Origin of the sequence: Pseudomonas sp. 20P_3.2_Bac5, assembly GCF_025466035.1 — a bacterium.
Lineage (GTDB): Bacteria > Pseudomonadota > Gammaproteobacteria > Pseudomonadales > Pseudomonadaceae > Aquipseudomonas.
In genome coordinates this window covers 1-22,489 of sequence record NZ_JANLOA010000030.1, presented here as the reverse complement: position 1 = coordinate 22,489, position 22,489 = coordinate 1, and the positions used below count along the sequence as shown (strand labels likewise).

The 22,489-nt window shown below is 62.0% G+C and carries 20 protein-coding genes; 7 read left to right on the top strand and 13 right to left on the bottom strand.

Annotated features, from left to right (window positions below; translation table 11 throughout):
* Nucleotides 1–18: 18 nt before the first annotated feature.
* From fusA to NTD88_RS05275, 10 genes are all read right to left on the bottom strand, one after another.
* Nucleotides 19–2,124, bottom strand: coding sequence for an elongation factor G (gene fusA, locus NTD88_RS05320; protein WP_262154209.1), 2,106 nt, complete (start codon nucleotides 2,122–2,124; stop codon nucleotides 19–21).
* 119 nt (nucleotides 2,125–2,243) lie between these two features.
* The gene (locus tag NTD88_RS05315) at nucleotides 2,244–3,206 is read right to left on the bottom strand and encodes a DUF6708 domain-containing protein (RefSeq protein WP_262154210.1); all 963 of its coding nucleotides are present in this window, start codon (nucleotides 3,204–3,206) and stop codon (nucleotides 2,244–2,246) included.
* 158 nt (nucleotides 3,207–3,364) lie between these two features.
* Nucleotides 3,365–4,381 carry a DUF6708 domain-containing protein gene (locus NTD88_RS05310; protein WP_095159817.1) on the bottom strand — a complete coding sequence of 339 codons (1,017 nt, stop codon included), beginning with the start codon at nucleotides 4,379–4,381 and terminating at the stop codon, nucleotides 3,365–3,367.
* Nucleotides 4,381–6,957 carry a T6SS effector BTH_I2691 family protein gene (locus tag NTD88_RS05305; RefSeq protein WP_262154211.1) on the bottom strand — a complete coding sequence of 859 codons (2,577 nt, stop codon included), beginning with the start codon at nucleotides 6,955–6,957 and terminating at the stop codon, nucleotides 4,381–4,383. The genes NTD88_RS05310 and NTD88_RS05305 overlap by 1 nt, the downstream gene beginning before the upstream one ends.
* Before the next feature lie 12 nt (nucleotides 6,958–6,969).
* On the bottom strand, nucleotides 6,970–7,842 hold the full coding sequence (locus NTD88_RS05300) for a DUF4123 domain-containing protein (protein ID WP_262154212.1): 873 nt from the start codon (nucleotides 7,840–7,842) through the stop codon (nucleotides 6,970–6,972).
* The gene (locus tag NTD88_RS05295) at nucleotides 7,842–9,959 is read right to left on the bottom strand and encodes a type VI secretion system Vgr family protein (protein ID WP_262191712.1); all 2,118 of its coding nucleotides are present in this window, start codon (nucleotides 9,957–9,959) and stop codon (nucleotides 7,842–7,844) included. The genes NTD88_RS05300 and NTD88_RS05295 overlap by 1 nt, the downstream gene beginning before the upstream one ends.
* Nucleotides 9,960–10,220: 261 nt before the next feature.
* Nucleotides 10,221–11,387 carry a Gfo/Idh/MocA family protein gene (locus NTD88_RS05290; RefSeq protein WP_262153939.1) on the bottom strand — a complete coding sequence of 389 codons (1,167 nt, stop codon included), beginning with the start codon at nucleotides 11,385–11,387 and terminating at the stop codon, nucleotides 10,221–10,223.
* Nucleotides 11,384–11,830 (bottom strand): type II 3-dehydroquinate dehydratase, encoded by a 447-nt coding sequence (aroQ, locus tag NTD88_RS05285; protein WP_262153940.1) that lies wholly within the window; start codon nucleotides 11,828–11,830, stop codon nucleotides 11,384–11,386. The genes NTD88_RS05290 and aroQ overlap by 4 nt, the downstream gene beginning before the upstream one ends.
* 15 nt (nucleotides 11,831–11,845) lie before the next feature.
* Nucleotides 11,846–13,216 (bottom strand): MFS transporter, encoded by a 1,371-nt coding sequence (locus NTD88_RS05280; RefSeq protein ID WP_095159811.1) that lies wholly within the window; start codon nucleotides 13,214–13,216, stop codon nucleotides 11,846–11,848.
* Nucleotides 13,217–13,295: 79 nt separating this feature from the next.
* Nucleotides 13,296–14,348 (bottom strand): Gfo/Idh/MocA family protein, encoded by a 1,053-nt coding sequence (locus NTD88_RS05275; protein ID WP_262153941.1) that lies wholly within the window; start codon nucleotides 14,346–14,348, stop codon nucleotides 13,296–13,298.
* 85 nt (nucleotides 14,349–14,433) lie between these two features.
* Between NTD88_RS05275 and NTD88_RS05270 the strand changes: the two genes are divergently transcribed.
* Nucleotides 14,434–15,375 (top strand): LysR family transcriptional regulator, encoded by a 942-nt coding sequence (locus tag NTD88_RS05270; RefSeq protein ID WP_095159809.1) that lies wholly within the window; start codon nucleotides 14,434–14,436, stop codon nucleotides 15,373–15,375.
* On the opposite strand, the gene NTD88_RS05265 is transcribed toward NTD88_RS05270, so the two are convergent.
* Both NTD88_RS05265 and NTD88_RS05260 read right to left on the bottom strand, forming a co-directional pair.
* Nucleotides 15,372–16,016, bottom strand: coding sequence for a TIGR04211 family SH3 domain-containing protein (locus tag NTD88_RS05265; RefSeq protein ID WP_410017253.1), 645 nt, complete (start codon nucleotides 16,014–16,016; stop codon nucleotides 15,372–15,374). The two genes, NTD88_RS05270 and NTD88_RS05265, sit on opposite strands and share 4 nt — an antisense overlap.
* Nucleotides 16,017–16,181: 165 nt before the next feature.
* Nucleotides 16,182–16,592, bottom strand: coding sequence for a hypothetical protein (locus NTD88_RS05260; RefSeq protein ID WP_262153943.1), 411 nt, complete (start codon nucleotides 16,590–16,592; stop codon nucleotides 16,182–16,184).
* 181 nt (nucleotides 16,593–16,773) lie between these two features.
* On the opposite strand from NTD88_RS05260, the gene NTD88_RS05255 reads away from it, so the two are divergent.
* The 5 genes from NTD88_RS05255 (at nucleotide 16,774) to NTD88_RS05235 (ending at nucleotide 21,298) form a co-directional block, all read left to right on the top strand.
* A complete protein-coding gene (locus tag NTD88_RS05255) occupies nucleotides 16,774–17,271 on the top strand; it encodes a PaaI family thioesterase (protein WP_095159806.1) in 498 nt (165 codons plus the stop codon).
* Nucleotides 17,272–17,416: 145 nt separating this feature from the next.
* Complete coding sequence (locus NTD88_RS05250) at nucleotides 17,417–18,919, top strand: APC family permease (protein ID WP_095159805.1); 1,503 nt, start codon at nucleotides 17,417–17,419, stop codon at nucleotides 18,917–18,919.
* Entirely contained in the window at nucleotides 18,879–19,466 is a 588-nt protein-coding gene (locus NTD88_RS05245; protein WP_262153944.1) for a DUF3156 family protein, read from the top strand. Before NTD88_RS05250 ends, NTD88_RS05245 begins: the two co-directional genes overlap by 41 nt.
* A 116-nt stretch (nucleotides 19,467–19,582) precedes the next feature.
* The gene (feaR, locus tag NTD88_RS05240) at nucleotides 19,583–20,536 is read left to right on the top strand and encodes a transcriptional regulator FeaR (protein WP_262153945.1); all 954 of its coding nucleotides are present in this window, start codon (nucleotides 19,583–19,585) and stop codon (nucleotides 20,534–20,536) included.
* A gap of 183 nt (nucleotides 20,537–20,719) precedes the next feature.
* Nucleotides 20,720–21,298 carry a TetR/AcrR family transcriptional regulator gene (locus NTD88_RS05235; RefSeq protein ID WP_095159802.1) on the top strand — a complete coding sequence of 193 codons (579 nt, stop codon included), beginning with the start codon at nucleotides 20,720–20,722 and terminating at the stop codon, nucleotides 21,296–21,298.
* A gap of 79 nt (nucleotides 21,299–21,377) precedes the next feature.
* Here the strand turns inward: NTD88_RS05235 and NTD88_RS05230 are convergent, their stop codons facing one another.
* Nucleotides 21,378–21,743 carry a cupin domain-containing protein gene (locus NTD88_RS05230; RefSeq protein ID WP_095159801.1) on the bottom strand — a complete coding sequence of 122 codons (366 nt, stop codon included), beginning with the start codon at nucleotides 21,741–21,743 and terminating at the stop codon, nucleotides 21,378–21,380.
* A gap of 212 nt (nucleotides 21,744–21,955) precedes the next feature.
* On the opposite strand from NTD88_RS05230, the gene hpaR reads away from it, so the two are divergent.
* Nucleotides 21,956–22,381: a homoprotocatechuate degradation operon regulator HpaR gene (hpaR, locus tag NTD88_RS05225; RefSeq protein WP_175651754.1), complete on the top strand. Its 426-nt coding sequence runs from the start codon at nucleotides 21,956–21,958 to the stop codon at nucleotides 22,379–22,381.
* Nucleotides 22,382–22,489: the final 108 nt, after the last annotated feature.

Below are 22,489 nucleotides of genomic sequence, written 5' to 3'. Positions count from 1 at the left end.
CGATGAGGCCCCGGAAAACTACCCCTGCTTCTTGATAATCGCATCGGCGATACTCGCCGGCGCCTCCGCATACCGGATGAACTCCATCGAATAGCTGGCCCGACCCTGGGTCATCGAGCGCATTTCGGTGGAGTAACCGAACATCTCGCCCAGCGGTACTTCAGCCCGCACCACCTTGCCCGCCGGGGTATCTTCGCCGCCCTGGATCAGGCCGCGACGGCGGCTCAGGTCGCCCATGATGTCGCCCATGAACTCTTCGGGTGTCACCACTTCCACTTTCATCACCGGCTCCAGCAGCACCGCGCCGCCTTTCTGCGCCAGTTGCTTGGTGGCCATGGAGGCGGCGACCTTGAAGGCCATTTCGTTGGAGTCGACGTCATGGTACGAGCCGTCGAACACCGCGGCTTTCAGGCTGATCAGCGGATAGCCCGCGACGACGCCGTTCTGCATCTGTTCCTCGATCCCTTTCTGGATCGCCGGGATGTATTCCCGCGGGACCACGCCGCCGACCACTTCGTTGACGAACTCCAGCCCTTCCTTGCCGTCCTCGCCGGGGGCGAAGCGGATCCAGCAATGACCGTACTGGCCACGCCCGCCGGACTGGCGGACGAACTTTCCTTCGATTTCGCAGGTGTTGCGGATCTTCTCGCGGTAGGCCACCTGCGGCTTGCCGATATTGGCCTCGACCCCGAATTCGCGGCGCATGCGGTCGACGATGATGTCCAGGTGCAACTCGCCCATGCCGGAAATGATGGTCTGCGCGGTTTCCTCATCGGTCTTGACCCGGAACGACGGGTCTTCCTGGGCCAGCTTGCCCAGGGCGACGCCCATTTTTTCCTGGTCGGCCTTGGTCTTCGGTTCCACCGCCACGGAGATCACCGGGTCGGGAAAGTCCATGCGTTCGAGGATGATCGGGTGCTTGATATCGCACAGGGTGTCGCCGGTGGTGACGTCCTTCATGCCGATCAGCGCGGCGATATCGCCGGCGCACACCGCCTTGATCTCGGCGCGCTGGTTGGCGTGCATCTGCACCATGCGGCCGACCCGCTCCTTCTTGCCCTTGACCGAGTTGAGCACCGCGTCGCCGGAACTGAGCACGCCGGAATAGACCCGGGCAAAGGTCAGTGTGCCGACGAAGGGGTCGGTGGCGATCTTGAAGGCCAGGGCCGAAAACGGCTCATTGTCGTCGGCGTGGCGTTCCAGGTGCTTGTCTTCGTGGTCCGGGTCGGTGCCGTTGATCGCCGGGATTTCCGAGGGCGCCGGCAGGTAGTCGATCACCGCGTCGAGCATCAGCGGCACACCCTTGTTCTTGAACGACGAGCCGAGGATCGCCGGGACGATTTCGTTGGCCAAGGTGCGCTGGCGCAGGCCGGCCTTGATCTGTTCGTTGCTCAGTTCGATGCCGTCGAGGTAGAGGGTCATGAACTCGTCATTGGCCTCGGCGGCGGCTTCGATCATGTGCGCGCGCCATTCGTTGGCCAGCGCCTGCAACTCGGCGGGGATGGCTTCCTCGCGGTAGCTGGTGCCCTGGTCGTCCTCGTTCCAGTAGATGGCTTTCATCTTCACCAGGTCGATCTGGCCGAGGAAATGCTCCTCGGCGCCGATGGCCAACTGGATCGGCACCGGGTGGTGGCCCAGGCGCTGGTCGATCTGCTTCACCACGCGCAGGAAGTCGGCGCCCTGGCGGTCCATCTTGTTCACGTAGGCCAGGCGCGGCACATGGTATTTGTTGGCCTGGCGCCAGACCGTCTCGGACTGCGGCTCGACGCCGTCGGCGCCGCTGAACACCACCACCGCGCCGTCCAGCACGCGCAGCGAGCGCTCCACCTCGATGGTGAAATCGACGTGGCCGGGGGTGTCGATGATGTTGAAGCGGAACTTGTCCGGAAACTGCTTGGTCGAGCCCTGCCAGAATGCCGTGGTTGCCGCGGAGGTGATGGTGATGCCGCGCTCCTGCTCCTGGGCCATCCAGTCCATGGTCGCGGCGCCGTCATGCACCTCGCCCATTTTGTGGTTGACCCCGGTGTAGAAAAGGATGCGTTCGGTGGTGGTGGTCTTGCCCGCGTCGACGTGGGCAACGATGCCGATATTGCGGTAAAGCTCGATGGGAGTGGTGCGCGCCATGATGGGTCACCCGTGCTTCATGCAGGTAGGAAAGAGCGGGCCGAGAGATGTGGCCCGGGTCTTTCCACGGTAGCAGAGGCTGGGCGTTGTGTTTGGGCGGGCGCCGGGTGGTGGTGTCATCAGCGCCCGGCGTCCTCGATGGACTTGGGGAACCGTGGCTCGTAGCACAGCAGCAGTGACAGCCAGTGGCCGATGGCGTGGATCGGGATGGTGGGCCATAACAACAACTCGAGCGGCCCCGATCCCCTGAATGTCGAGGCCGCCTTGAGTGAGAGCAAGGGTGAAGGGAATTTGCTGATGAGTTTCTGCGGCGCTGGCGCGGCGTTGGGGCTGATCTCCATATAACGCCGAATGTATTCCCAGAACGCCATCAACTCGCCAGCGTTGCTCGCGCGCTTGCCGACAAAGGTTAACTCGATGTTGTCAGTGGGTGAGCCTTGCAAATCTATGCCATCGCCCTTATTCCAGGCTAGAACGACAAAGCCTCCTGACTCGTCCAGGTCAATCAGGCTCTTGTCAACGATCATCTGGGTTTTGTCCCAGTTCATTATGCGGATACCACCCAGATGCTCGGGACGCAGCAGATAAACCTTGCGAGTAATACGGTTGAAGCGAACGATGACGCGACGGGCGGTGAAAGACTCCAGGCGAAGAAAGCGGAAGGTGTACTTCAAAATGAGTAAGAGCACAGTCGAACAGAGCAGTACATAGAAAATTAGAGTGAAATACTCAGTCGTTGATAGTGGAGTGTTTTCGCGGCTAGTCCCGCTGATCAGTTGCTCCGCCCAGGCGGTATAAATATCAGAAAGCACCAAGATACTTATCCAGTAGAGGAAACCAAATCCCAGAGTTAGCGCGCCTCTTTTTTCATCGCTAGGCGTGCGGAGGTCAATATAGGTGTCGTTATGCGCGTAAAGCGATGAGTTATCGTGTATGTGGTCCGACGCTGACTCGTTCACTCCTTCCGGTGCATAGAATCCTGGCTGTCGCTGTTGCTGTTTTTGCTGCTCGAGCTCCGCTATGACCTCTTCTTGACTGTTTATTTTTTTTAGCCACTGGAAGCCGCGCTCTAAAAAATACATCAGAGAAACCTCTCTATTTTTGACTGCATAATTGTGATTTCCTTTTTCGGTCTAGACTTTGTTCATTGCAAAGTTTCAGGTGGGCAGATAAAACAGCAGGCGCTTGGATATCAAACTTCCAGTCAGCGCGCCGTATGACAGTTCTATTCGAGGGGCTGCTATCGTGCTTCCCAATCGGAAATATCAGCGCCCGCATCTTCGATGCTTTTTGGGAACCGTGGCTCATAGCACAGCAACAAAGATAACCAGTGGCCTGTGGCGTGAATCAGGATGACGGGCCATAGCAGCAGGTTGAGCAGTACGAAAATGCGCAGTTCGCGTTGGCGCAAGAAGCTGGTGTCCAGTCCCCAGGCAGCTTTGAGCGAGAGCCATGGCCAAGGGAACTTGCAGATGAGTTTTTCCGGTGCCGGTGCGGCGGCGGGGCCGTCTTCCATGTAGCGGCGGATGTATTCCCAGAAGGCCAATAGTTCGCTGGCGTTGCGGGTGGGTTTGCCGATGAAGGTCAGCTCGATGTTGTCGGTCGGAGTGCCCTGCAAATCCACGCCATCACCCTTTTCCCAGCCCAAGATGACATAGCCGCCCGTGCCATCCAGTTCGCTCATGTTCTTGTCGACGATGACCTCGGTTTTGTCCCAGTCCATGATGCGGATGCCGCCTAAGTGCTTGGGGCGGAGCAGATAGACCTTACGAGTGATACGGTTGAAACGGATGATGATGCGGCGGGCGGTGAAAGACTCCAGGCGAACGAATCGGAGGGTGTACTTCAAGAAAACACCAAGCACTACCGGCCAAAACAACGGAAATAACGTGAGGATGAAATAATCGGCGATGGTTAATGATTTTCCGTCGTGGCCGTAACCAGGGATTATTTTTTCAGCGGAAATGATCGCCATCGCGAAAAACATATAGGTTATGAATCCGTATATCCATCCAAGAAATATAGTAATTATTCCTCTTTTTTCGTCGTTGGGTGTACGAAGGTCAATGTATGTGGCGGTATATTTATAAAGAGATGAGTTCTCGTAGGTTAACTCTGAAATCGACTCCCTTACGCCCTCCGGTAAATTAAGCTCTTCCTGTCCCGGTTGGCGCTTTTGATTAAGCGCACTTTCCGTGGCCTCTTCATAAGTGATTAGCGTCTTGGACCATTCAAAACCTCGCTCTAAAAAATACATTAAAGTGTATCCTTTACCGCGTTCTGCATGGTTTTGATTTCCTTTTCTTCGGTTTCGGCAGTTTTATTGGTGCGTTCCTTGCGAAATGTACAATGGTCAAAGTAGCGCTGCAGTGAGTTGGGAAGTAGGAAAGTTTCAATCAACATCAATGCCAGGAACACTATATTTATACGGAAGAACAGGCGAAGCATCAGTGCCATGCGTGCAGCCAGGGCAGACGAGCCCTGCAAACCAAAGCTGACAGCCTTTCCAAAAAATGTCTGGGTTCCGTATTTCTTGAGTAGGTATTCAAAAAATGGCTTCGCGTACGCTAAACCGACAGTAATCGACAGGGTTGCAGCGCCGAGTTGCGTTGTTGCGCGTAAGGCGTAAAGACCAGCAAGCGAGTATTTGCCGAAACGCCAGTTATCAAGTGCATCCTGACCGTCATACCATGCGCCCACAAACCCAGCCGCTCCTGCCAGAATCCCAGCCCCCAACCGCAACTTACCCCCAAACACCTTGGCTCCCTGCCGAAGCGCGGCATTCTCACTACGCGCACCAAACGCCACCGCAGCAGCAGCTATTTCCAGCCCTGCAGCGGTGAGAGCCACCACCGCAGACACCGCCTCGATGTACTGCCTGCTGTTCTTGTCCTCGACAGAGAGGCGGTTGTATAGGTTCCACAGCTCCAGCAACGTCAAGACACTGCCCAAGCGCATTTCTGTCATGGGCCCACGGCTTCCGCCGCGCAGTGCATCGTCGAAGCTGCGGGTCGCGGCGCGGTCGATGCGCGCCGCCGCGCCTCGGCTCAGGGGCTTGCCGCCGCGTGTCTCAAAATGGATTTTTTTGGCGTAGCGCCCCATCTGGGCATGCAGGAGCGTCATCGCGACCCGGTTGGCCGCCTTGTCCAGCACGGTCGCGGGCTTGTTCTGGAACAGCGAGTTGCCCAAGGTGTTGATCAGCATCGCGCCGCCCACCAGGTAACTGGAGGGCGGACCGCCAGTCCCTTCGGCCAGTGCGTCCATCAGGGCATGACCCCTGTCGTAGAGCACGGCGAGCTTTTTCATCCGGTCCTGCAACGCCGCGGAGTCGAGGTCTTCGAGGAGGCCGCGCTCGTTGAACAGGGTGCCGACCTCGGCTTCGGCCGCCTGCTGGTTCTGCGCCAGCGACCGCCAGTACAGGTTTTCTCGGGATACGTCCGCTTCGCGCCAGCGCTCGAGCAGGGCCTGGCCGGCCTCGGTGCCGTTCATTCCGGTCATGGCCTTGCCCATCTGGTCTTCGAACAGCAGAGCCTGTTCCGTGTCGTTGCGGTCGAAGAGGTCGAGGGCTTGAAGCAATTGCTCACTTTGCAGCCAGAGCAGGTGATCCTCGGTGCGGGCATCGCGAGCCGTATCGGCCTTGTCGACCTCGGCTCGGTAGCGCTTCAGGAAGTCCTGACGCATGTGCTCGTCAATGTAGGGGGCGTACTTGTCCCAGCTCTCGGCGCGCTGGCTCTTGAGTTCGGTTTTGTATACCTCTTGCTGGTGCACGGGATTACGGAAGGTCCGGTAGTTGCCCGATGACTGCACCACCACGTGGCGATTGCCCGCCTGATACTCAGGGTCCGTGTAACGCACACCGATGTGCTTCTGGAGCTTCTGATTCTCGTGGTAAGTGACCTCGGCCTCGTCTTCCAGCAGCTTCCTGATGTTGTCGATGGCGAAGGCGATGGTGAATTTGCGGTGGTTGTCGACCTTTTCTTCGTCCTCCTGCGCCATGAAGGCTTCGAGCGAATCGCTGCTCGCGTTGCGCCAGGCATTGAGTTCCTGGACGACACCGAGCGCGTCGTTCAAGACGACGGCCACTCCGCGCTGTGCCTTGCGATCGGCATCGGGCCGCATTTCAGCGAGCAACGCCTGGCGTGGCGGTGGAAACAGGGGGGCGAAGGCTTGGGACTTCAGGTGTTCCTTGAGGGCCGGCTTGCTGTCGGAGGCATATTCCGCGATGAGTTCGAGCGCGTCATGGGTGAGCACGTTGTCCATACGCGGCGGCTCTGCTGATATCAGCTCGGCGACGTCCACCGAGGTCATGGTGCTGCGGTACTTTTGCTGTTGCCGGTATTTGTCGCGCACATTTTTGGTCAGCGGCACAGGGCTGTAGAGAAAGCGCAGGTCTTCGATGCTGTCCATGTCCTGGATCCGCAGCATCCAGCTCAGCCCTTTGACGCCACCGTCCCCGGTAAAGGGCGGTTTAGCCGGTGCCCAGGGCTGGTCGGCATCGATGAATTCGAGGCTGGCGAGGTCGGACACGCGGTACTGGCTATGCCAGGCATGAAGCCCTTCCTTGCGCTTGATGAGGACGTACAGAAAGCCTTCGCGCAGGGGGCGCAGGGCATAGGCGGACTCGCTGAGCCGGCCGACCTTTGACGGTTGGCTGAAATACGCCGACAGGAATGGCAGTTGTCCTCTCTGGTTGGCAGTACCTCCGACTGCGCCATAGCGCAGGGGCAGGAAAGAAAAGGTTCGGGTGCAGGAGACGACCGGGCCGGGGTTCAGGTTCGCCACAAACGTGTTGCTTTTGTCGCAGAGATCGAAGGTTTCCTTCCAGCTGTACATGATGGGACCCACTCAGGAATGTTGGAAAAGGCGTTGTTTGAGCGCTTGCGCGAGGGGCTTGGCATCGTCCCGAGCGTCTGTCAGGGCGGCTTGCCACGCAGCGTTTGTGCGCAGGTCCGAGCCATGCCGGGTCAGGAAGATGACGTAGTCCTTCTGGTCTGCCGGTCGGTGCAAACCGCACTGCCGTGCCTCGGCCAGCAGCTGCTGCACCCGTGCCAGCCGGATTGCGTGGCCGTTTTCAGTCTTCCCAGGGGTCCACTCTTGCTGAAGCAGATCGCACAACTGAAAGCGCAGCGGACTTCCCGTCAACGCATCCCAACAGGCTTGGTCCAGCCGGATCGGTGGGATGCCGTAATGGTCCGGTCGGTTGTGGCCCTCGTAGTGCCGCCAGGCATTGCGTTCATCGTGAGGTTCCAATGCCCACCATGAATGGATGGGCGCCAGCAATTCGGCGATACCGGGCAGATCATGGCGGGCCTGTAGCACGGGAAATGCTTGCTCGCTGTAAAAGCGCAACAGGAATGAAGCGCCATCCGGTCCTCGGGCAGTGGCGGCCTGGCCGAGATGATTGGCGAGCCTGGACGGCTCCAGGGCGCTCACCAGCCAGGCGCAGGGCACATCGCCTGCGATTTCGACCAAGGTACAGTGGAAGTCGTACTGGCTATCGGGGCTCAGGTGTTCACCGGAGGAGAACAACCAAGGGCCGATATCCCGAAGATTGGCAAAGCACTGCTGGTAGAGGATCGGGTAGGCCGTTTGCGCGAATCGCTCGATCAAGCGTTGACGCGCAGGAAGCGGCACGCGAGCCATTTCCACGATGGCCGTCAAGCGAAGGTTCGGTGCTTTATGGAGCTGGCCCATCAATTCTTCTGCAAAAGGCGACATCAGGCGGTCTCTCCGTCCATGGGAATCAGGCTGCGCCCCTCGGCCATAGCCTTGAGCAGACATCCCACGCAGACAGGTTCGCCCGTCACAGGAACACCGGCCATGACGATACTGTTGCTGCTCCCGGCTGCACTCATCGTCATGGGGGCAAGCTCGCGGATCGAGATGCCATCGATGGTTATGCCCGCGCCATCGATACGCAGCGTGCCGCCCGGTGCCTTGATGATCACAGCTTCGGATGCATGGATTTCGTGCACCTTGGTGTGCTGCGTAATGCTCTGGCCAGCCTGCACCCTGACGTCCCCTTGCACCTGCTGGTCCAGATGCCCGCCGATCTCCACCCGCTGATTCGCCGCGGTCTTGTCCAGGCGGTCATTGCCGACCTGTTCGGTACGGTCCTGGGCCGTGGTGATGGTGTGATGGCGACCAATGCTCAGCTCGTCGTCCTGGCCGATCTGATGCCGCCGGTTCACGCCGATGAGCACTTGCTCGTGATTGCCCACGGTGTCCTTGCGGTCGTGGCCGATGGTCAGGGTTTCATCGTTCTCGACCTGCTCGCTGCGGTCATGGCCGACGAAGGTGGTTTCGTCATTCTTGACCACATTGTTCTGGTCCTTCTGCGCATGGATGAATACCTCTTCCTGCCCCGCCTCATCCTCGAAACGCAGCTCGTTGAAACCGTCGCCCTTGTGGGTCTGGCTCTTGAGGGTCATGCGCGTTTTGTGTGCCGGCAATTCGTAGGGCGGACGCTGCAGGGCATTGAAGCCCCGGCCGGTGATAACCGGTTGGTCCGGGTCGCCGTCGAAGTTGCTGACGATGACTTCCTGACCAATACGCGGAATCGCCATATGGCCCCAAAGCGCACCGGCGATGTTCTGCGATACGCGGATCCAGCAGGAGCTGTGTTCGTCCTCGTTACCCTCGCGGTCCCACGGGAACTGCACCTTCACCCGGCCGAATTCGTCGCAGTAGATTTCTTCACCCGGCGGACCGACCACTTTCGCCGGCTGCGGCCCATCGATGCGTGGTTTGGGCAAGGCCTCGGCGCGCCATTCGGCATCGTCCGGCACCAGGACGGCGACGCAGTTGTAGTGGGTGCCCTGGGCAGCGTCGGCGCTGTCCTCGCCCTGGCTGACGTATTGCTTGCCGTGGTGCTCCAGACGTATTGGGCGCCAGCCGCGATTCAGGTCTTCACGCGGGTGGCCAACGAGGTCGAAGTAGATGCCCGGCACCAGGCGCGCATCGTCACCCTCGGTGATGACCTGGCAGGCCTCGCCGCGCAGTCCGCGCAGGCGATCACGGGTGAAGGCCTCGCCCACTTCGCCCTTGTAGCGGCCGGGATAGTCGTAGCGCTCGTAGCTTTTGGCCTGGTGCGCCAGGTCGGTGGCTTCGCGCCGGGTTTGCTGGTTGTACAGCGGGTTCTTGAAGCTGTAGTCGCGCTGGGTCTGGCGGGCGCTGCGCACGTTTTCGGTGTAGGTAAAGTTGTGCAGCGCCGGACCCGGACGATCGCCGCCGGGTTTGGGGTTGTATTCCACCGGCGGGCCGGGCTGCTTGCCGAAGATCCACAGGCGGTCGCAATGGACCAGGCGGTGGCCTTCGGCGCCGTGCAGGAAGCCATAGAAGAAGCCTTCCTCGCGCATGATGCGCTCGACGAAGTGGTAGTCGGTATCGCCGGCCTGCACGCAGTATTCGCGGGTTTCATGGGCGTTGGTGATGCGTTGTTCGTAGTCCAGATTGAGGGCGTGTTTCTTCAGCATCGCGGTGGCGATGTCGGGCACGGTGAGGGTCTGGAAAATGCGCCAGTCCGAGGCCAGTCGTAGGCGGGCCAGACGCGGCTCGACGACAGCGCGGTAGCGAGTGCGGCGAAAGCCGGTCTCGCCTTGCTGGAACGAGCTGACCGAGCCGTGCACATAGCGCACGGGCTGGCCGCCTTGCCAGAGGGTTAGCAGCGCCGGACGGTCGAGGACCTGGCCGAAGTCGACGGCGGGGTTGGCGCAGCTCAGGTCGACTTCGAGGCGGAAGGTTTCGGAGAGGCCTTCAGTGAGGTGGAATTCGACGACCTCGAAGTCGTCGGCGCCGGCGGTGAAGGTGAAGCGCAGGTCGGATAGGGCGGGCATGCAGTGCTCCCTGCAACTGCGCCCCCAACGCCAGTTTCAGCGTGGGGGCGCATGTGGACAGGTATCCACCAGGGCGTCAGCCAGGTACTTGCTGGCCGCTGACCGCAGGGGATTGCCTGAGGAATGAATTCCGCAGAAATCCTGAATGCCGGTCAGCGGCGGGTATATAGGAAAAATCCCAATTAAATGGATGAAATAGCTGCGCTTTGGAAAAGCGATCGGCATTGCGGGTCAGCGGCAGAAACAATCCTCGCGCAACACTCAGGCGACCTCAGTCCAGCGCCCCTCCGCCCGATCCGACTTCACGCAGGCATCGATAAAGCTCATCCCGCGCAATCCATCCTCGGCCGTCGGGCACAGCAGCGACTGCGCGCTCGGCGCCCGTTGCTCGCGACGGGCGCGAATGCGCTCGGCCGCTTCGCTGTAAATGTTGGCGAAGGCTTCCAGCAGGCCCTCGGGCTGGCCCGCCTTGATCCGCGTCGAGAGGCGCGCCGATTCGCTCAGCCAGGCTTCGCCGCGACGCAGGATCTGGTGCGGCTGGTCCTGGTAGCGCACTTCCAGGCGCTCCGGGTCTTCCTGGTGCCAGTACAGCGAGCCCTTGGACCCGAACACGCGCAGCTGCAGACCATGGCGATGCCCGGCCGCGACGAAGCTGGCCCAGAGCATGCCGCGCGCGCCGTTGCCCAGGCGCAGTTTGACGTGGGCGTTGTCGTCGCTGACGCGGCCTGGCACCAGGGTGCTCAGTTCCGCCGACACTTCGCTGATTTCCTCGCCGGTGACGAAGCGCAGCAGTTGATGGGCGTGAACGCCGACGTCGGCCAGCACTGAGGACGCGCCGGACTGCGCCGGGTCGGTGCGCCACATCAGGGCCTTGGCGCCTTGCTGCTCCAGCGGGTGGGTGCCGAAGGCGCTGGCGTGTTCGACCTGAACCAGGCGCACGTCGCCAATCGCACCGCTGGCGATCAGTTCGCGGGCTTCGCGGATCAGCGGATAGCCGCTGTAGTTGTGGGTCAGCAGGTGCAGTGCCGGGCCACGGCGGACCCGCTCCAGCAGGGTCTCGGCTTCAGCGAGGTTGGCCGCCAGCGGCTTGTCGCTGATGACGTCGATGCCCTGGTCGAGGAAGGCCAGGCTGGCCGGTACGTGCACGGCATTCGGGGCCATGATCGCCACGGCCTGAATGCCGTCTTCGCGGGCCGCTTCGGCCACGGCCATGCTCTGGAAGTCCGGGTAGACGCGGTCTTCGGCGATGCCGTAGGCCTCGGCGGCGGCGCGGTTGCGCGCCGGGTCGCGGGCGAAGACGCCGGCCACCAGGTTGAACTGCCCGTCCAGGTGCGCGGCGTAGCGGTGAGTGGAACCGATGGACGATTCCAGTCCACCACCGACGAAGCCCAGACGCAGGCGTTGAGTGGGATTGCCGAGGGTTTTCATGCTTGGCTTCCTTGGATTTGACGGGCGAAGTGGGTGATGGCCAGCGCGTAGCCGTGGGTGCCGAAACCGGCCAGCACCGACTGCGCTATCAGCGATACATACGAGTGATGACGGAACGACTCGCGGCGATGCACGTTGGAGATGTGCACCTCGATCACCGGCACTTCGGCGGCGATCAGCGCGTCATGGATCGCCACCGAGGTGTGGGTCCAGGCGCCGGGGTTGATGACGATGCCGGCAACGCGGCCGCGGGCCTGGTGGATCCAGTCGATCATCTGGCCTTCATGGTTGGTCTGCTGGAACTCGATGTTCAGGTCGTGGCTGGCGCCGGTCGCGCGGCACAACGCTTCGACATCGGCGAGGGTTTCGCGGCCGTAGACCTCGGGCTGCCGCAGGCCGAGCATGTTCAGGTTGGGGCCATTGAGTACGAGTACGGTTTGCATGGAGAGCATTTCCAGTCAGGGGGTGGTACGCAGGGCCTGGGCCCGCTGCGCGTCATAAGTGGTTTTGTCGAGGGCCACGGCGTCGTGTTTGCCGAGCTGGTCCAGCGGTGTGCGGAAGGTTTCCGGCGCGCTCCAGGCGGCGATCGCCGAGATGGCGGTGACCACGCAGGTGATGGCGCCGATCAGCAGCGGTACGTTGTCCGAACCCGGCGGTGCCACGGCGGTGAACAGCGCCGGGAGCAGGGCGGTGATCATGTAGCCGATGTTCTGCGCCACGGCCATGGCCGACACGCGGTAGTGGGTCTGGAACTGCTCGGGGAAGAAGCTCGGGAAGATCGCGTTGTAGCCCTGGTAGATCGTGCCCCACATCAACAGCGACGCGGCGAAGGCCAGCGGCACGCTGTGGATGCTGATGGCGTACAGGTAGACGAAGGACATCAGCCCGCAACCGATGGCCGCGCCGATGATCAGCGGACGCCGGCCGATGCGGTCGGAGAGGTTGCCGACGAAGGGAATCACCAGCACCGCGAGGATGTTGCCGACCACCGGGATCCACAGGTACACGCTCTTGTCGAAGCCGACGCCGTAGGCCGGCTGCACCGCATAGGCGGCGCCGAAGATGGTGGTCACCACCGGGATCACGTTCATCAGCGACACGCCGAACACCACCAGCATGCCGTGCCAACTGTATTTGAAGGCTTCACGGATCGGCGAGCGGGTGCGGGCGACGTTTTCCACTTTCTGCACGAAGGCTTCCGGCTCCTTGACCTCGCGGCGAATGATGAACGCGGCGATCAGCACGGCGGCGCTGAGCAGGAACGGAATCCGCCAGCCCCAGCTATTGAAGGCTTCTTCGGGCATGAAGTAGGCCAGCGGCAGGAAGATCGCCGCCGCCAGCACCTGGCCGGCCTGGACGCCTTGCAGGGTGAAGCTGGCGAAAAAGCCGCGGCGTCCGGGTGGCGCGTGTTCGAGGATCATCGAACTGGCACCGGCGATCTCGCCGGCCACCGCGAAGCCCTGGATCAGGCGCAGCACCACCAGCAGCGCCGGGGCCCAGTAGCCGATCTGGTTGAAGGTGGGCAGCAGGCCGACGGCGAAGGTGGCGATGCCCATCAGGAACATGCACAGCAGCAGGACATTCTTGCGCCCGCGGGTGTCGCCCCAGTGGCCGAGCACGAAGGCGCCCACCGGGCGAGCCAGGTAGCCGACGCCGTAGGTGGCGAGCGAGGCGATGATCGCCAGTTTTGGATCGCCGGCGGGGAAGAAGATCTGCGGGAAAATCAGCGCCGCAGCCTGGGCGTAGATGAAGAAGTCGTAGTACTCCAGGGCGGAGCCGACCCAGCCGCTGGCGGTGGCTTTTTTGGTTTGGTGGGTGTTGTGGGCCATTTGGGGTCCCTTTCTTGTTGTTATTAGATGGTCTTCAGGGCCTCATCACTGGCAAGCCAGCGATGAGGTCTCCAAGTTGTTACAACTGCTCGGTTGAAACAATCTGCCCCGTCCGCGCCGCTTCACTGATCGCATCGACAATCTGCAGATTACGCAAACCATCCCGCACGCCCACCAGCGGCTCGGCTTCGCCACGGATCACCTGGCAGAAATGCGCCAACTGACGCTCCAGTGGATCCGCTTCATCCAGGCTCGCGACAGCCGTCTCGAACGGCTTCCACCACGAGCGGTCTTCGCGTTTGGCGTAGTACTTCAGGCGCATGGTCGGGATCGACAGCGAGCCCTGGGTGCCGGCCAGCACGTAGCAGTCTTCGTCGTCGTAGCTCGGGTAGTCGCGGTTTTCCCGCGAGGTCTGTTCCCAACTGCGGGCGCAGCCGGCGGTGTCGGAGAGCATGAAGGTGCCGAGGGCGCCGCTGGCGAAGCGCAGGCTGATGGACACCGTGTCTTCCACCGGGAAACCCCGGGTGGCGCTGGAGGCCTGGGCCTGCACGGCGACGATCTCGCCGCACAGCGAACGCAGGTTGCCGATCTCGTGAATCATGTTGATCAACACCGGGCCGCCACCCGCCTGGCGGCGCCAGGGCGCGGCGTCGAAGTAGTCGTCGGGCTTGTAGAACAGCGCGCTGCCCATCACCGCCACCAGATTGCCAAGCACGCCTTCGGCGATCACTTCACGGGCCTTCTGCAGGATTGCGCTGTGGGCGCGGTGATGGCCGACCAGCAGTTTCGCCCCGGCCTGCTCGGCAATGGCCAGCAGGCGCTTGCCTTCTTCCAGGGTGTGCGCCACCGGTTTTTCGATCAGCGCGGGAATGCCGTGGGCGACGCAGGTCAGGGCGCCTTCGACGTGCAATTGATTGGGGGTGGCGAGGATCACGCCGTCCGGGCGTTGCGCGGTCAGCAGGCTGTCGAGGTTGCTGTACAGCGGCACGTCGAGGCTGTCGGCGAAGGCCGCCGTGGCGGGCAGCGGATCGACGATCGCGGCCAGTTCGCAGTCGTTGCTGGCCTGGATCAGTTCGATATGACGGCGGCCGATCAAGCCGGCGCCGGCGACGGCAATGCGGGTCTTCTTCATAGGTCTCTCTTGTTGTTCTGGCTTGTGCGACAAGGCAGGTTTTGTGAGAGGCTAAATAAAAAGTCCCAGGAGATAATCGGGCGTAATGAAGAATCAGAATGTGCTCACAGCGAATAATGAACCGCTGCTGCGGGACTTGCAGTTGTTCTGCGAAGTGGCCCGGCGCTCCAGTTTTATCGCCGCCGCCAGCGAGACCGGGTTGTCGCCGGCCCATGTCAGCAAGCGCATCGCCACGCTGGAGGAGCAACTCGGGGTCAAGCTGTTCAACCGCACCACGCGGCGGGTCAACATCACCAGCGATGGCGAGGCGGCGTTCGTCTGGGCGCAGAAGATTCTCGAGGACGTCGGAGCGATGGTCGATGCGCTGTCCGGTGGCCAGCGCGAACCGCAAGGCACCCTGCGGCTGTGCACCAGCCTGCGCCTGGGCCGCGAACATATCGCGCCGATTCTGTCGCTGTTGCGGCGCCAGTACCCGGCGCTGGAAGTGTGGGTGGAGTTGCTGGACCGGCGGGTGGACCTGATCGCCGACAACTTCGACATCGATATCCGCGTCGGCGAAGTGCAGGAGAAACACCTGATTGCCCACCGCATCGCCGAAAGCACCCGGGTGCTGGCGGCGGCGCCGGAATACCTGGCCCGGCGCGGCACGCCCAAGGTGGCGGCGGACCTGGCCCAGCATGACTGCCTGCTGTTTCGCAGCCGCGACGACCGTTTTGGCGTGTGGCGCCTGCTCGGGCCCAATGGCGCCGAGACGGTCAAGGTCACCGGTCCCATGGCCTCCAACCACAGCGACATCGTCCGCCAGTGGGCCCACGACGGCCACGGCATCATCATGGCCTCGCGCTGGGACGTGGCCGGCAGCCTGGCCAGCGGCGCGCTGGTCCAGGTGCTGCCGGCCTGGCATCAGCCGGCGGATATCTGGGCGGTGACGGCGGTGCGCTCGTCCAGTTCGGCGAAGGTGCGGGCGTGTGTGGCGTTTCTGCGTGAGCAGTTGGCCAGCGGGCCGTACTCGTTGAGCGGCAATTAAACCCAGCCGCTGTTGCGTTTGCGGCCGCGGCTGAGCATCGGCAGGATCAGGCCCGCCAGCAAACCGGCCCCGGCGATGCCGCCGCCGTAGACCATGTAGCGCATCAGCACCTGTTTGTTCTCGTCACCGAGCCGGGCCTGGGTGTCGCGCAGTTGCGACTGGGCCTCGGCCAGTTCCTCGTTGAGCGACTGGTTGCGGGCCTGCAATTCGTCGATCAGGGCCTTGCGCGAGTCCAGGGTCTCTTGCATGCCCTGGACCCGGGTTTTCCAACTGTCGTCGATGGTTTTCAGTTGCTCGTCCAGTTGTGCGACCCGGGCGGTGAGTTGCGGTAGGTGTTCGGCCTGGCCGGGGACGTTCTGCAGGTCGCTGCTGGCGATCCACACGACATCGCCGGATTCGCCGCGGACCTGGCTGTAGTTGCCCTGGGTGGTAAGCAGTTGGACCTTCTGTCCGGATTTGAGTGTGCCGACCAGCCGGTGACCATCGGTCGGACCGCTGCGCACGTAGGTGCTGAGGCTGTCGCTGACCCAGCGATCATCGCTGGCGGACTCTTCGGCGTGGGCGAGAGCACTCATGAACACACCGGCGAGCAGGGCGGGAAGCACGGCAGAGCGTGCGCGGAGAGGGCGAAGCAGGCGCATGGTTATCTTCCCCGAGAAGAAAAAATGAAAACCGCCGGCCGCATGCCTGCCGCCAGCGCAACGAAGGGTGAGAAAGGGGATAACCGTTGGACGTCCCCGCGGGCTTGTCTTTGTAGGAAATCTCGACAAGCCACCAGCGCAAAGACAGTTTTTATCGCATCAGGTTCACTGACCGGCCTGCCATTGGGCGAAACGCAGGTCCAGGCGCGGCTTGAGCAGGTCGTACTGGTCCCAGCTCGCCGCGGGCTCGGCGTCGCTGTTCAGCAGCTCCTGCAGGTCGCAGGGCAGGGAAGGGGCTTGCAGGCTCAGGTAATGAGCGGCGAAGGCGTTGCCCGATCGATTGAGGTCTTCGTCGACCAGCAGGCCGTCGCAGCACAACTGGAAAAAGCGCGCGGGGGTCATCAGGCGTTCGCCCAGGGCCTGGATCTCGGCGTCGTAGTCGGCCTTGAAGTCGCGGCTGAGCAGGTTGCGGGTCACGCTCCAGGCGAGGAACAGTCCGGCGTACGGCGCACGGCGCGGATAACCGCAAGGCGAACCGTCATCGGCGTAGTGCCAGCAAGCATCATTAGCAATCATCGCAGCGGTCCTTGTTTTTGGATGGTTGGCTTGGCTGGGGGCTAGCTTACTCCTTCCTGGGATGGCCGGTCGCCATGTGAGACCTAATGACGCATCGGTGAGGACTTTGGTGGGTGTGTTGGAAAGGTAGGACGAGAGCGTTAACATCTGAACTTTCCTACAAAAACAAATCAGGAAACCCATGAATTCCCACGCTCTATCCCTTCAAGACCTGGCGGCGCCGGATGGCGTTTGCTACGGCTGCGGTTCGGCCCATCCCAGCGGGCTGCATCTGAAAAGCCACTGGGCTGATGACGGCATCCACTTGATCTGCACTCATGCGCCCGACAGCACGTTCTGCGGCTGGCCCGGCCTGGTCTATGGCGGTCTGCTGGCGATGCTGGTGGATTGCCACTCCAACTGGGCGGCCATGGCCTATCACTACCGGGCCGAAGGGCGCGAACCGGGTTCGCTGCCGCGTATCGACTGCGTGACCGGACACCTTGGCCTGACCTACCTGAAGCCGACGCCGATGGGCGTGGAACTGACGCTCAAGGCGCGGGTCGAGGGCGAGGTGGGGCGCAAGAGCCGGGTGATCTGCGAGGTCTGGGCCGGCGATGTGCTGACCGTTACCGCGGATTCGGTGTTCGTGCGGGTGGATACCGAGCGGTTGAAGCAGAAGGCGCATGGGGAGGGCTGACTGACGTAGTCTCAAAGACATTTGCTCTCAAAGGAAGGACCTGGCAGCCAGCAACAAAACCCCCGGCAGTCTGGGGCAAGACGTGGCATGGAGTGCGGCGCACAGTGACGCACAACCATAACAACGGCTCTTGAGGTCCTTCACCATGTCGCTCAACGACACGCTCAGCGCGCACCTGAACCGGGGCACGATCGGGTTCCCCACCGCCCTCGCCAGTACCATCGGCCTGATCATGGCCAGCCCCGTCATCCTGACCGCGACCATGGGTTTCGGCATCGGCGGTAGTGCCTTCGCCATGGCGATGTTGATCGCGGTGCTGCTGATGCTGGCGCAATCCACCACCTTCGCCGAAGCGGCGTCGATCCTGCCGACCACCGGTTCGGTCTACGACTACATCAACTGCGGCATGGGCCGTTTCTTCGCGATCACCGGCACGCTGTCGGCGTACCTGATCGTCCACGTCTTCGCCGGCACCGCGGAAACCATCCTCGCCGGTGTGATGGCGCTGGTGAACTTCGAACACCTCAATACCCTGGCTGAATCGGCCGGTGGCTCCTGGCTGCTGGGCGTGGGCTTCGTGGTGGTGTTCGCGGTGCTCAACGCCTTTGGCGTCAGCGCCTTCGGCAAGGCGGAAATCATCCTCACCTTCGGCATGTGGACCACGCTGATGGTGTTCGGCGTGCTCGGCCTGATCGCCGCGCCGGCGGTGGAACTGGACGGCTGGTTCGGTGAGTCGATGGTCGGCACCGACCTGATTACCGTGCTGTCGCTGGTGGGCATGGCGATGTTCATGTTCGTCGGCTGTGAGTTCGTCACGCCGCTGGCCCCGGACCTGCGCCGCTCGGCGCGGACCATGCCGCGGGCGATGGCGCTGGGCCTGCTGGGCGTGGCGTCGTGCATGTTCATCTATGGCGCGGCGATGAAGCGCCAGGTGGAAAACGTGGTGCTCGATGCCGCCAGTGGCGTGCACTTGCTCGATACGCCGATGGCGATCCCGAAATTCGCCGAGCAGGTCATGGGTGACATCGGCCCGCTGTGGCTGGGTATCGGCTTCCTGTTCGCCGGCGCCGCCACCATCAACACGCTGATGGCCGGGGTGCCTCGGATCCTCTACGGCATGGCCGTGGACGGCGCGCTGCCGAAGGTTTTCACCTACCTGCACCCGCGCTTCAAGACGCCGCTGCTGTGCATCCTGGTGGCGATGCTGATCCCGTGCCTGCACGCCCTGTACCTGGGCGGCAACACCGACAACATCATGCACCTGGTGCTGGCGGCGGTGTGCGCCTGGAGTACCGCGTACCTGCTGGTGACCGTGTCGGTGGTGATCCTGCGTATCCGTCGGCCGGACCTGCCGCGCGCCTACCGCTCGCCGTTCTTCCCGCTGCCGCAAATTCTGTCCAGCGTCGGCATCATCATCGGCATGTGGTTCATCACCCCGCCGGGCATGAACCCTGCTGACGTCTATGTGCCATTCGCCTGGATGCTCGGCGGCACCGCGGCCTACGCGCTGTTCTGGACCTTGGTCGTGCAGAAGGTCAACCCGTTCAAACCGGCGGTGGTCGAAGAAGTTCTGGCCAAGGAATTCGCCAACGAACCTGGAGCACATCATGGCGACTACTACGCCGAACCTGTGGCAAAGACTGTTTGATCGCGCACCCTCGGGCTATCGCCCGGGGGTCACCCTGGAGCACCTGCGGCGCAACCTTGGCGTCAAGAGCTGCCAGGTGCTGGAAGTCGGCCGGGCGCGATTCGCCCTGGCCGGCGGCCTCGAATTCGAAGTGCACGAGCGCGCCGAAGCACAACTGCTGATGCACCTGGTGCTCTGCGAGTTTCGTCTGCAGTGCCGTGCCAGCTCCGAGGGCACTGTCCGCCTGGAAGCGCATCATCGTGGTGCGATCCGTCGCACCGGGATCGGCTGGAAACAGAAGGGCGGCGAGGCGGGGCTGGCGGACAGGATCCGTCAGCGTCTGGAGCAGGATCCGACGTTGTACCAGGCGCTGATGCCGCTGGATTTCAAGCGCCTGCGCCTGGAGCGGGCGGAGGGCCAGTGGACGGTCATCCTGGAACACATGGGCGGTAGTGAAGTTGTTAATAGAATGCCGGCGTTTCGGCGCTATATCCGCATCAGTCCGCAGCAGCGGGACCTGTTGCTGACGGCGTTGGTCGGGATGAAAAAGCTACTCGAAGGGCTCTGATCTTCCAGTTGGCACTCAATGTGCTTTCACATACAGGCTTACAGAATTGTTGCGCGCATATAGATAACATGTTAACTATTGCGTGACAAAAACAAGATGCCACTGTGGAGGTACGTATGAGTATCCATCAGGCTACCGGCTCGGCCCTGGATCGCTGGAACGCGGCGATGCAGGCGACATGCGGGTATTTCGAAACCGAACTTGCGTTCAACCGCTCGCTGTTCATCGGCGAGATTTCCACCTGGTCGCGGGGTGGGCTGGGAATGGCCAACCTGCGCACCAATGCTGGGGTCATTCGTCGCAACGGCCTCAATGCCGACCGCGACAACGACCAGAGCTGTTTCCTGGTCAGCCAGCGCACCGGTTTTTCCCAGGTCACGCAGAACGGAGTCAGCCTGCAACTCGCTCCCGGCGAGATGTTGCTGATGGACGCGGTCGGCGCCTGCGAGATCATGCCGTTCGGCCTGATCGAACACGCTTCGCTATCGCTCTCCCGTGATCAGGTCTGCCGGCAACTGGGCAGCGATCAGCGGATCTTCGGCAAGATCTCGCAGAGCAAGGCTTGCGGACGCATGCTGCACCTGCTGATGGACCAGCTCTGCAAGGAAACCCCGGCCGGCGAAAGCGAGCATGCCGAGGGCGAAGCGCTGCACAGCGCCTTCCTGTCGTTGCTCGGCTCGGCCATCGAGGGCAGCGACCAGGCCAGCCACTTGCCGGCTTCGCTGCAGGGCGCGGACCTGCGCAGCTATGTGCAGAAGGTCATCGATGAGTCCCTCGGCCAACCCGGCCTGACGCCGGTCAGCCTGGCCAGCCGCCTGAATATTTCGGTGCGTCACCTGTACCGCCTGTTCGAAGAGCAGGGCGACAGTGTCTGCCGTTACATCCAGCGGGTGCGCCTGCAGCGCAGCGCGGACGACCTGGCCAACCCGATCCACAAGACCGAATCCATCACCACGATTGCCTACAAGTGGGGCTTCACCGATTCGGCGCACTTCAGCCGCTCGTTCAAGAAACAGTTCGAGCAGTCACCCAAGGACTTCCGCAGCAGCAGCCTCGCGGGTCCGGCGTAAGTAAAAGGACTTTCCGTTAGCGATCCCTTGACCCTGTACAGGGTTGCTTATAGGCTCGTCCGGATTGTCGACCTATCGGTCGTTAGGCTGTTTTTTGTAGCAGCCTGACGACCCTTGTTCCCTGACAAGCGCCTGCAAACCCGGAATGCACTATTGATTGCTTGTTGATTGGAGAAGCGTTGCATGAGAACCCTTTCGCCTTCGGCGGAGAAGATTTGCGTGGTGGCGGTCGAGCAGTTCGCCGAGTCGGGCTATGACGCGGCGTCGCTCAACGACATCGCCGTGGCGGTGGGCATGCGCAAGCCGTCGTTGTACGCCCACTTCAGCAGCAAGGACGACCTGTTCGAAGCGGTGTTTGAGCGCGCGCTGGAAGCAGAACGGATTTATGTGGAGGGCTGCTTCGCCGCCGACCGTGGCCTGCCCGGTGCGCTATATGCAGAACGTCTGGCGGAGCGTTATCAGGAGTCGGCGCACTTGCGCTTTCTGCTGCGGGCGGCGTTCTTTCCGCCGGCGGAACTGCGACCGATGATTTCGGCGGGCTTCGAAGGCTATCTGGCGCGGATGGGTGAATTCTTCGGCAAGGCGCTGCAACGGCAGTTGCCGAAGCTGGATGAGGAGCGGCGGGCGTTGTTCGTCGATGCCTACCTTGGGGTGGTGGACAGCCTGATCGTCGAGCTGATCTATGCCGGACAGGCGGCGTATGAGCGGCGATTGAAGGCGATGTGGACGATTTTTGCGGGGTCGCTGCAGGTGGCGATGTAAGGCCTCGGCAACTCATCGCCGGCAAGCCGGCCCCCACAGTGCTCATGAGCCTGGGAGCCCGCGGGCCGGCGATGACTGTTTAGGCGACCGCGAAGTAATGCTTCACGAAGCTCTCGCTCAGAATCTCCCACAGCACCGGCGTGCCCTTGGTCACGAACCAGCTGTCACCAGCCTTGTACTCGGTGACCTGGCCGGTGCTTTCGTCGGTCAGGCGCACGGCGCCGGTCACGACCACGGCCTGCTCGTTGAACGGGTAGACCATGCGGAACTTGCCCTGGGTGGTGCCGAAGTAGGCGCTGCTGATCGCGTCGGTCGGTGCGCCGAAGGTCATTTTGCCGAAGGCGCGGACTTCGCCTTCGAGGATTTCCGAACCCAGGTCGGCAACGGTGCCCCAGGCGTCCAGTTCGCTCAGTTGGATATTCAGTTGGTTGGCGGTCAGGGTCATGGCAGTTGTTCCTTGAACAATGGAAGAAAGGGGTGCGGCGGCGGCCGTTTTTCGGGCGCGTTATGACGCTCATTAACGCTTCTGGCCGCGGCAATGTCTTGATCGTCTGTGCCGGCCCATTTGATCTACGGTGCCAGGTGCGGTGCGGCACTGTTGTGCGGCATGGTTTTTGTTAAAGTGTTAACAAAATAACCTGAGTACCCCGAATTTTCATGTCCAGCCGTCCTCGTCAGTCCCTGACACTGACCCTGCTGCAAGCCCGCGAAGCCGCCATGCGCTTCTTCCGACCTTCCCTTAATGAACACGGCCTGACCGAGCAGCAGTGGCGGGTGATCCGCATTTTGCGCCAGCAGGGGGAAATGGAGATCTATCGCCTGGCCGACCTGGCCTGCATTCTCAAACCGAGCATGACCGGCGTGCTGGTGCGCATGGAGGCGGCCGGGTTGGTGAATCGCCGCCGCGCTGAAACCGACCAGCGCCGGGTGCTGGTGGAACTGGCGGAGAAGGGCGAGGAGATATTCGGCTCGATGAGCCAGTGCATGGAGGCCAACTACCAGCGGTTGCAAGGGCAGTTTGGTGAGGAGAAGTTGCAGCAGTTGTTGGGGTTGCTGGATGAGTTGAAGCAGGTTCGGCGGTAGCTGGCTTTGGGGGCGCCAACCCGCCCCCAAAAAAAAAAAAAAAACCCCCCCCCCACCCGAAGCACCAGGCGCCTTTGCCTGGTCTTGAATCGTTATGTAGTCCGTAGC

Excerpts from the sequence above, each read along its gene's own strand:
- NTD88_RS05300 (WP_262154212.1), bottom strand. The coding sequence starts at position 7,842 with ATGTCGCCTTTTGCAGAAGAATTGATGGGCCAGCTCCATAAAGCACCG.
- NTD88_RS05260 (WP_262153943.1), bottom strand. The coding sequence starts at position 16,592 with ATGATTGCTAATGATGCTTGCTGGCACTACGCCGATGACGGTTCGCCT.
- NTD88_RS05305 (WP_262154211.1), bottom strand. The coding sequence starts at position 6,957 with ATGTACAGCTGGAAGGAAACCTTCGATCTCTGCGACAAAAGCAACACG.
- hpaR (WP_175651754.1), top strand. The coding sequence starts at position 21,956 with ATGTCCAGCCGTCCTCGTCAGTCCCTGACACTGACCCTGCTGCAAGCC.
- NTD88_RS05310 (WP_095159817.1), bottom strand. The coding sequence starts at position 4,381 with ATGTATTTTTTAGAGCGAGGTTTTGAATGGTCCAAGACGCTAATCACT.
- NTD88_RS05230 (WP_095159801.1), bottom strand. The coding sequence starts at position 21,743 with ATGACCCTGACCGCCAACCAACTGAATATCCAACTGAGCGAACTGGAC.
- NTD88_RS05295 (WP_262191712.1), bottom strand. The coding sequence starts at position 9,959 with ATGCCCGCCCTATCCGACCTGCGCTTCACCTTCACCGCCGGCGCCGAC.
- NTD88_RS05265 (WP_410017253.1), bottom strand. The coding sequence starts at position 16,016 with ATGCGCCTGCTTCGCCCTCTCCGCGCACGCTCTGCCGTGCTTCCCGCC.
- feaR (WP_262153945.1), top strand. The coding sequence starts at position 19,583 with ATGAGTATCCATCAGGCTACCGGCTCGGCCCTGGATCGCTGGAACGCG.
- NTD88_RS05245 (WP_262153944.1), top strand. The coding sequence starts at position 18,879 with ATGGCGACTACTACGCCGAACCTGTGGCAAAGACTGTTTGATCGCGCA.
- NTD88_RS05270 (WP_095159809.1), top strand. The coding sequence starts at position 14,434 with ATGAAGAATCAGAATGTGCTCACAGCGAATAATGAACCGCTGCTGCGG.
- NTD88_RS05280 (WP_095159811.1), bottom strand. The coding sequence starts at position 13,216 with ATGGCCCACAACACCCACCAAACCAAAAAAGCCACCGCCAGCGGCTGG.
- NTD88_RS05315 (WP_262154210.1), bottom strand. The coding sequence starts at position 3,206 with ATGTATTTTTTAGAGCGCGGCTTCCAGTGGCTAAAAAAAATAAACAGT.
- fusA (WP_262154209.1), bottom strand. The coding sequence starts at position 2,124 with ATGGCGCGCACCACTCCCATCGAGCTTTACCGCAATATCGGCATCGTT.
- aroQ (WP_262153940.1), bottom strand. The coding sequence starts at position 11,830 with ATGCAAACCGTACTCGTACTCAATGGCCCCAACCTGAACATGCTCGGC.
- NTD88_RS05255 (WP_095159806.1), top strand. The coding sequence starts at position 16,774 with ATGAATTCCCACGCTCTATCCCTTCAAGACCTGGCGGCGCCGGATGGC.
- NTD88_RS05235 (WP_095159802.1), top strand. The coding sequence starts at position 20,720 with ATGAGAACCCTTTCGCCTTCGGCGGAGAAGATTTGCGTGGTGGCGGTC.
- NTD88_RS05275 (WP_262153941.1), bottom strand. The coding sequence starts at position 14,348 with ATGAAGAAGACCCGCATTGCCGTCGCCGGCGCCGGCTTGATCGGCCGC.
- NTD88_RS05290 (WP_262153939.1), bottom strand. The coding sequence starts at position 11,387 with ATGAAAACCCTCGGCAATCCCACTCAACGCCTGCGTCTGGGCTTCGTC.
- NTD88_RS05250 (WP_095159805.1), top strand. The coding sequence starts at position 17,417 with ATGTCGCTCAACGACACGCTCAGCGCGCACCTGAACCGGGGCACGATC.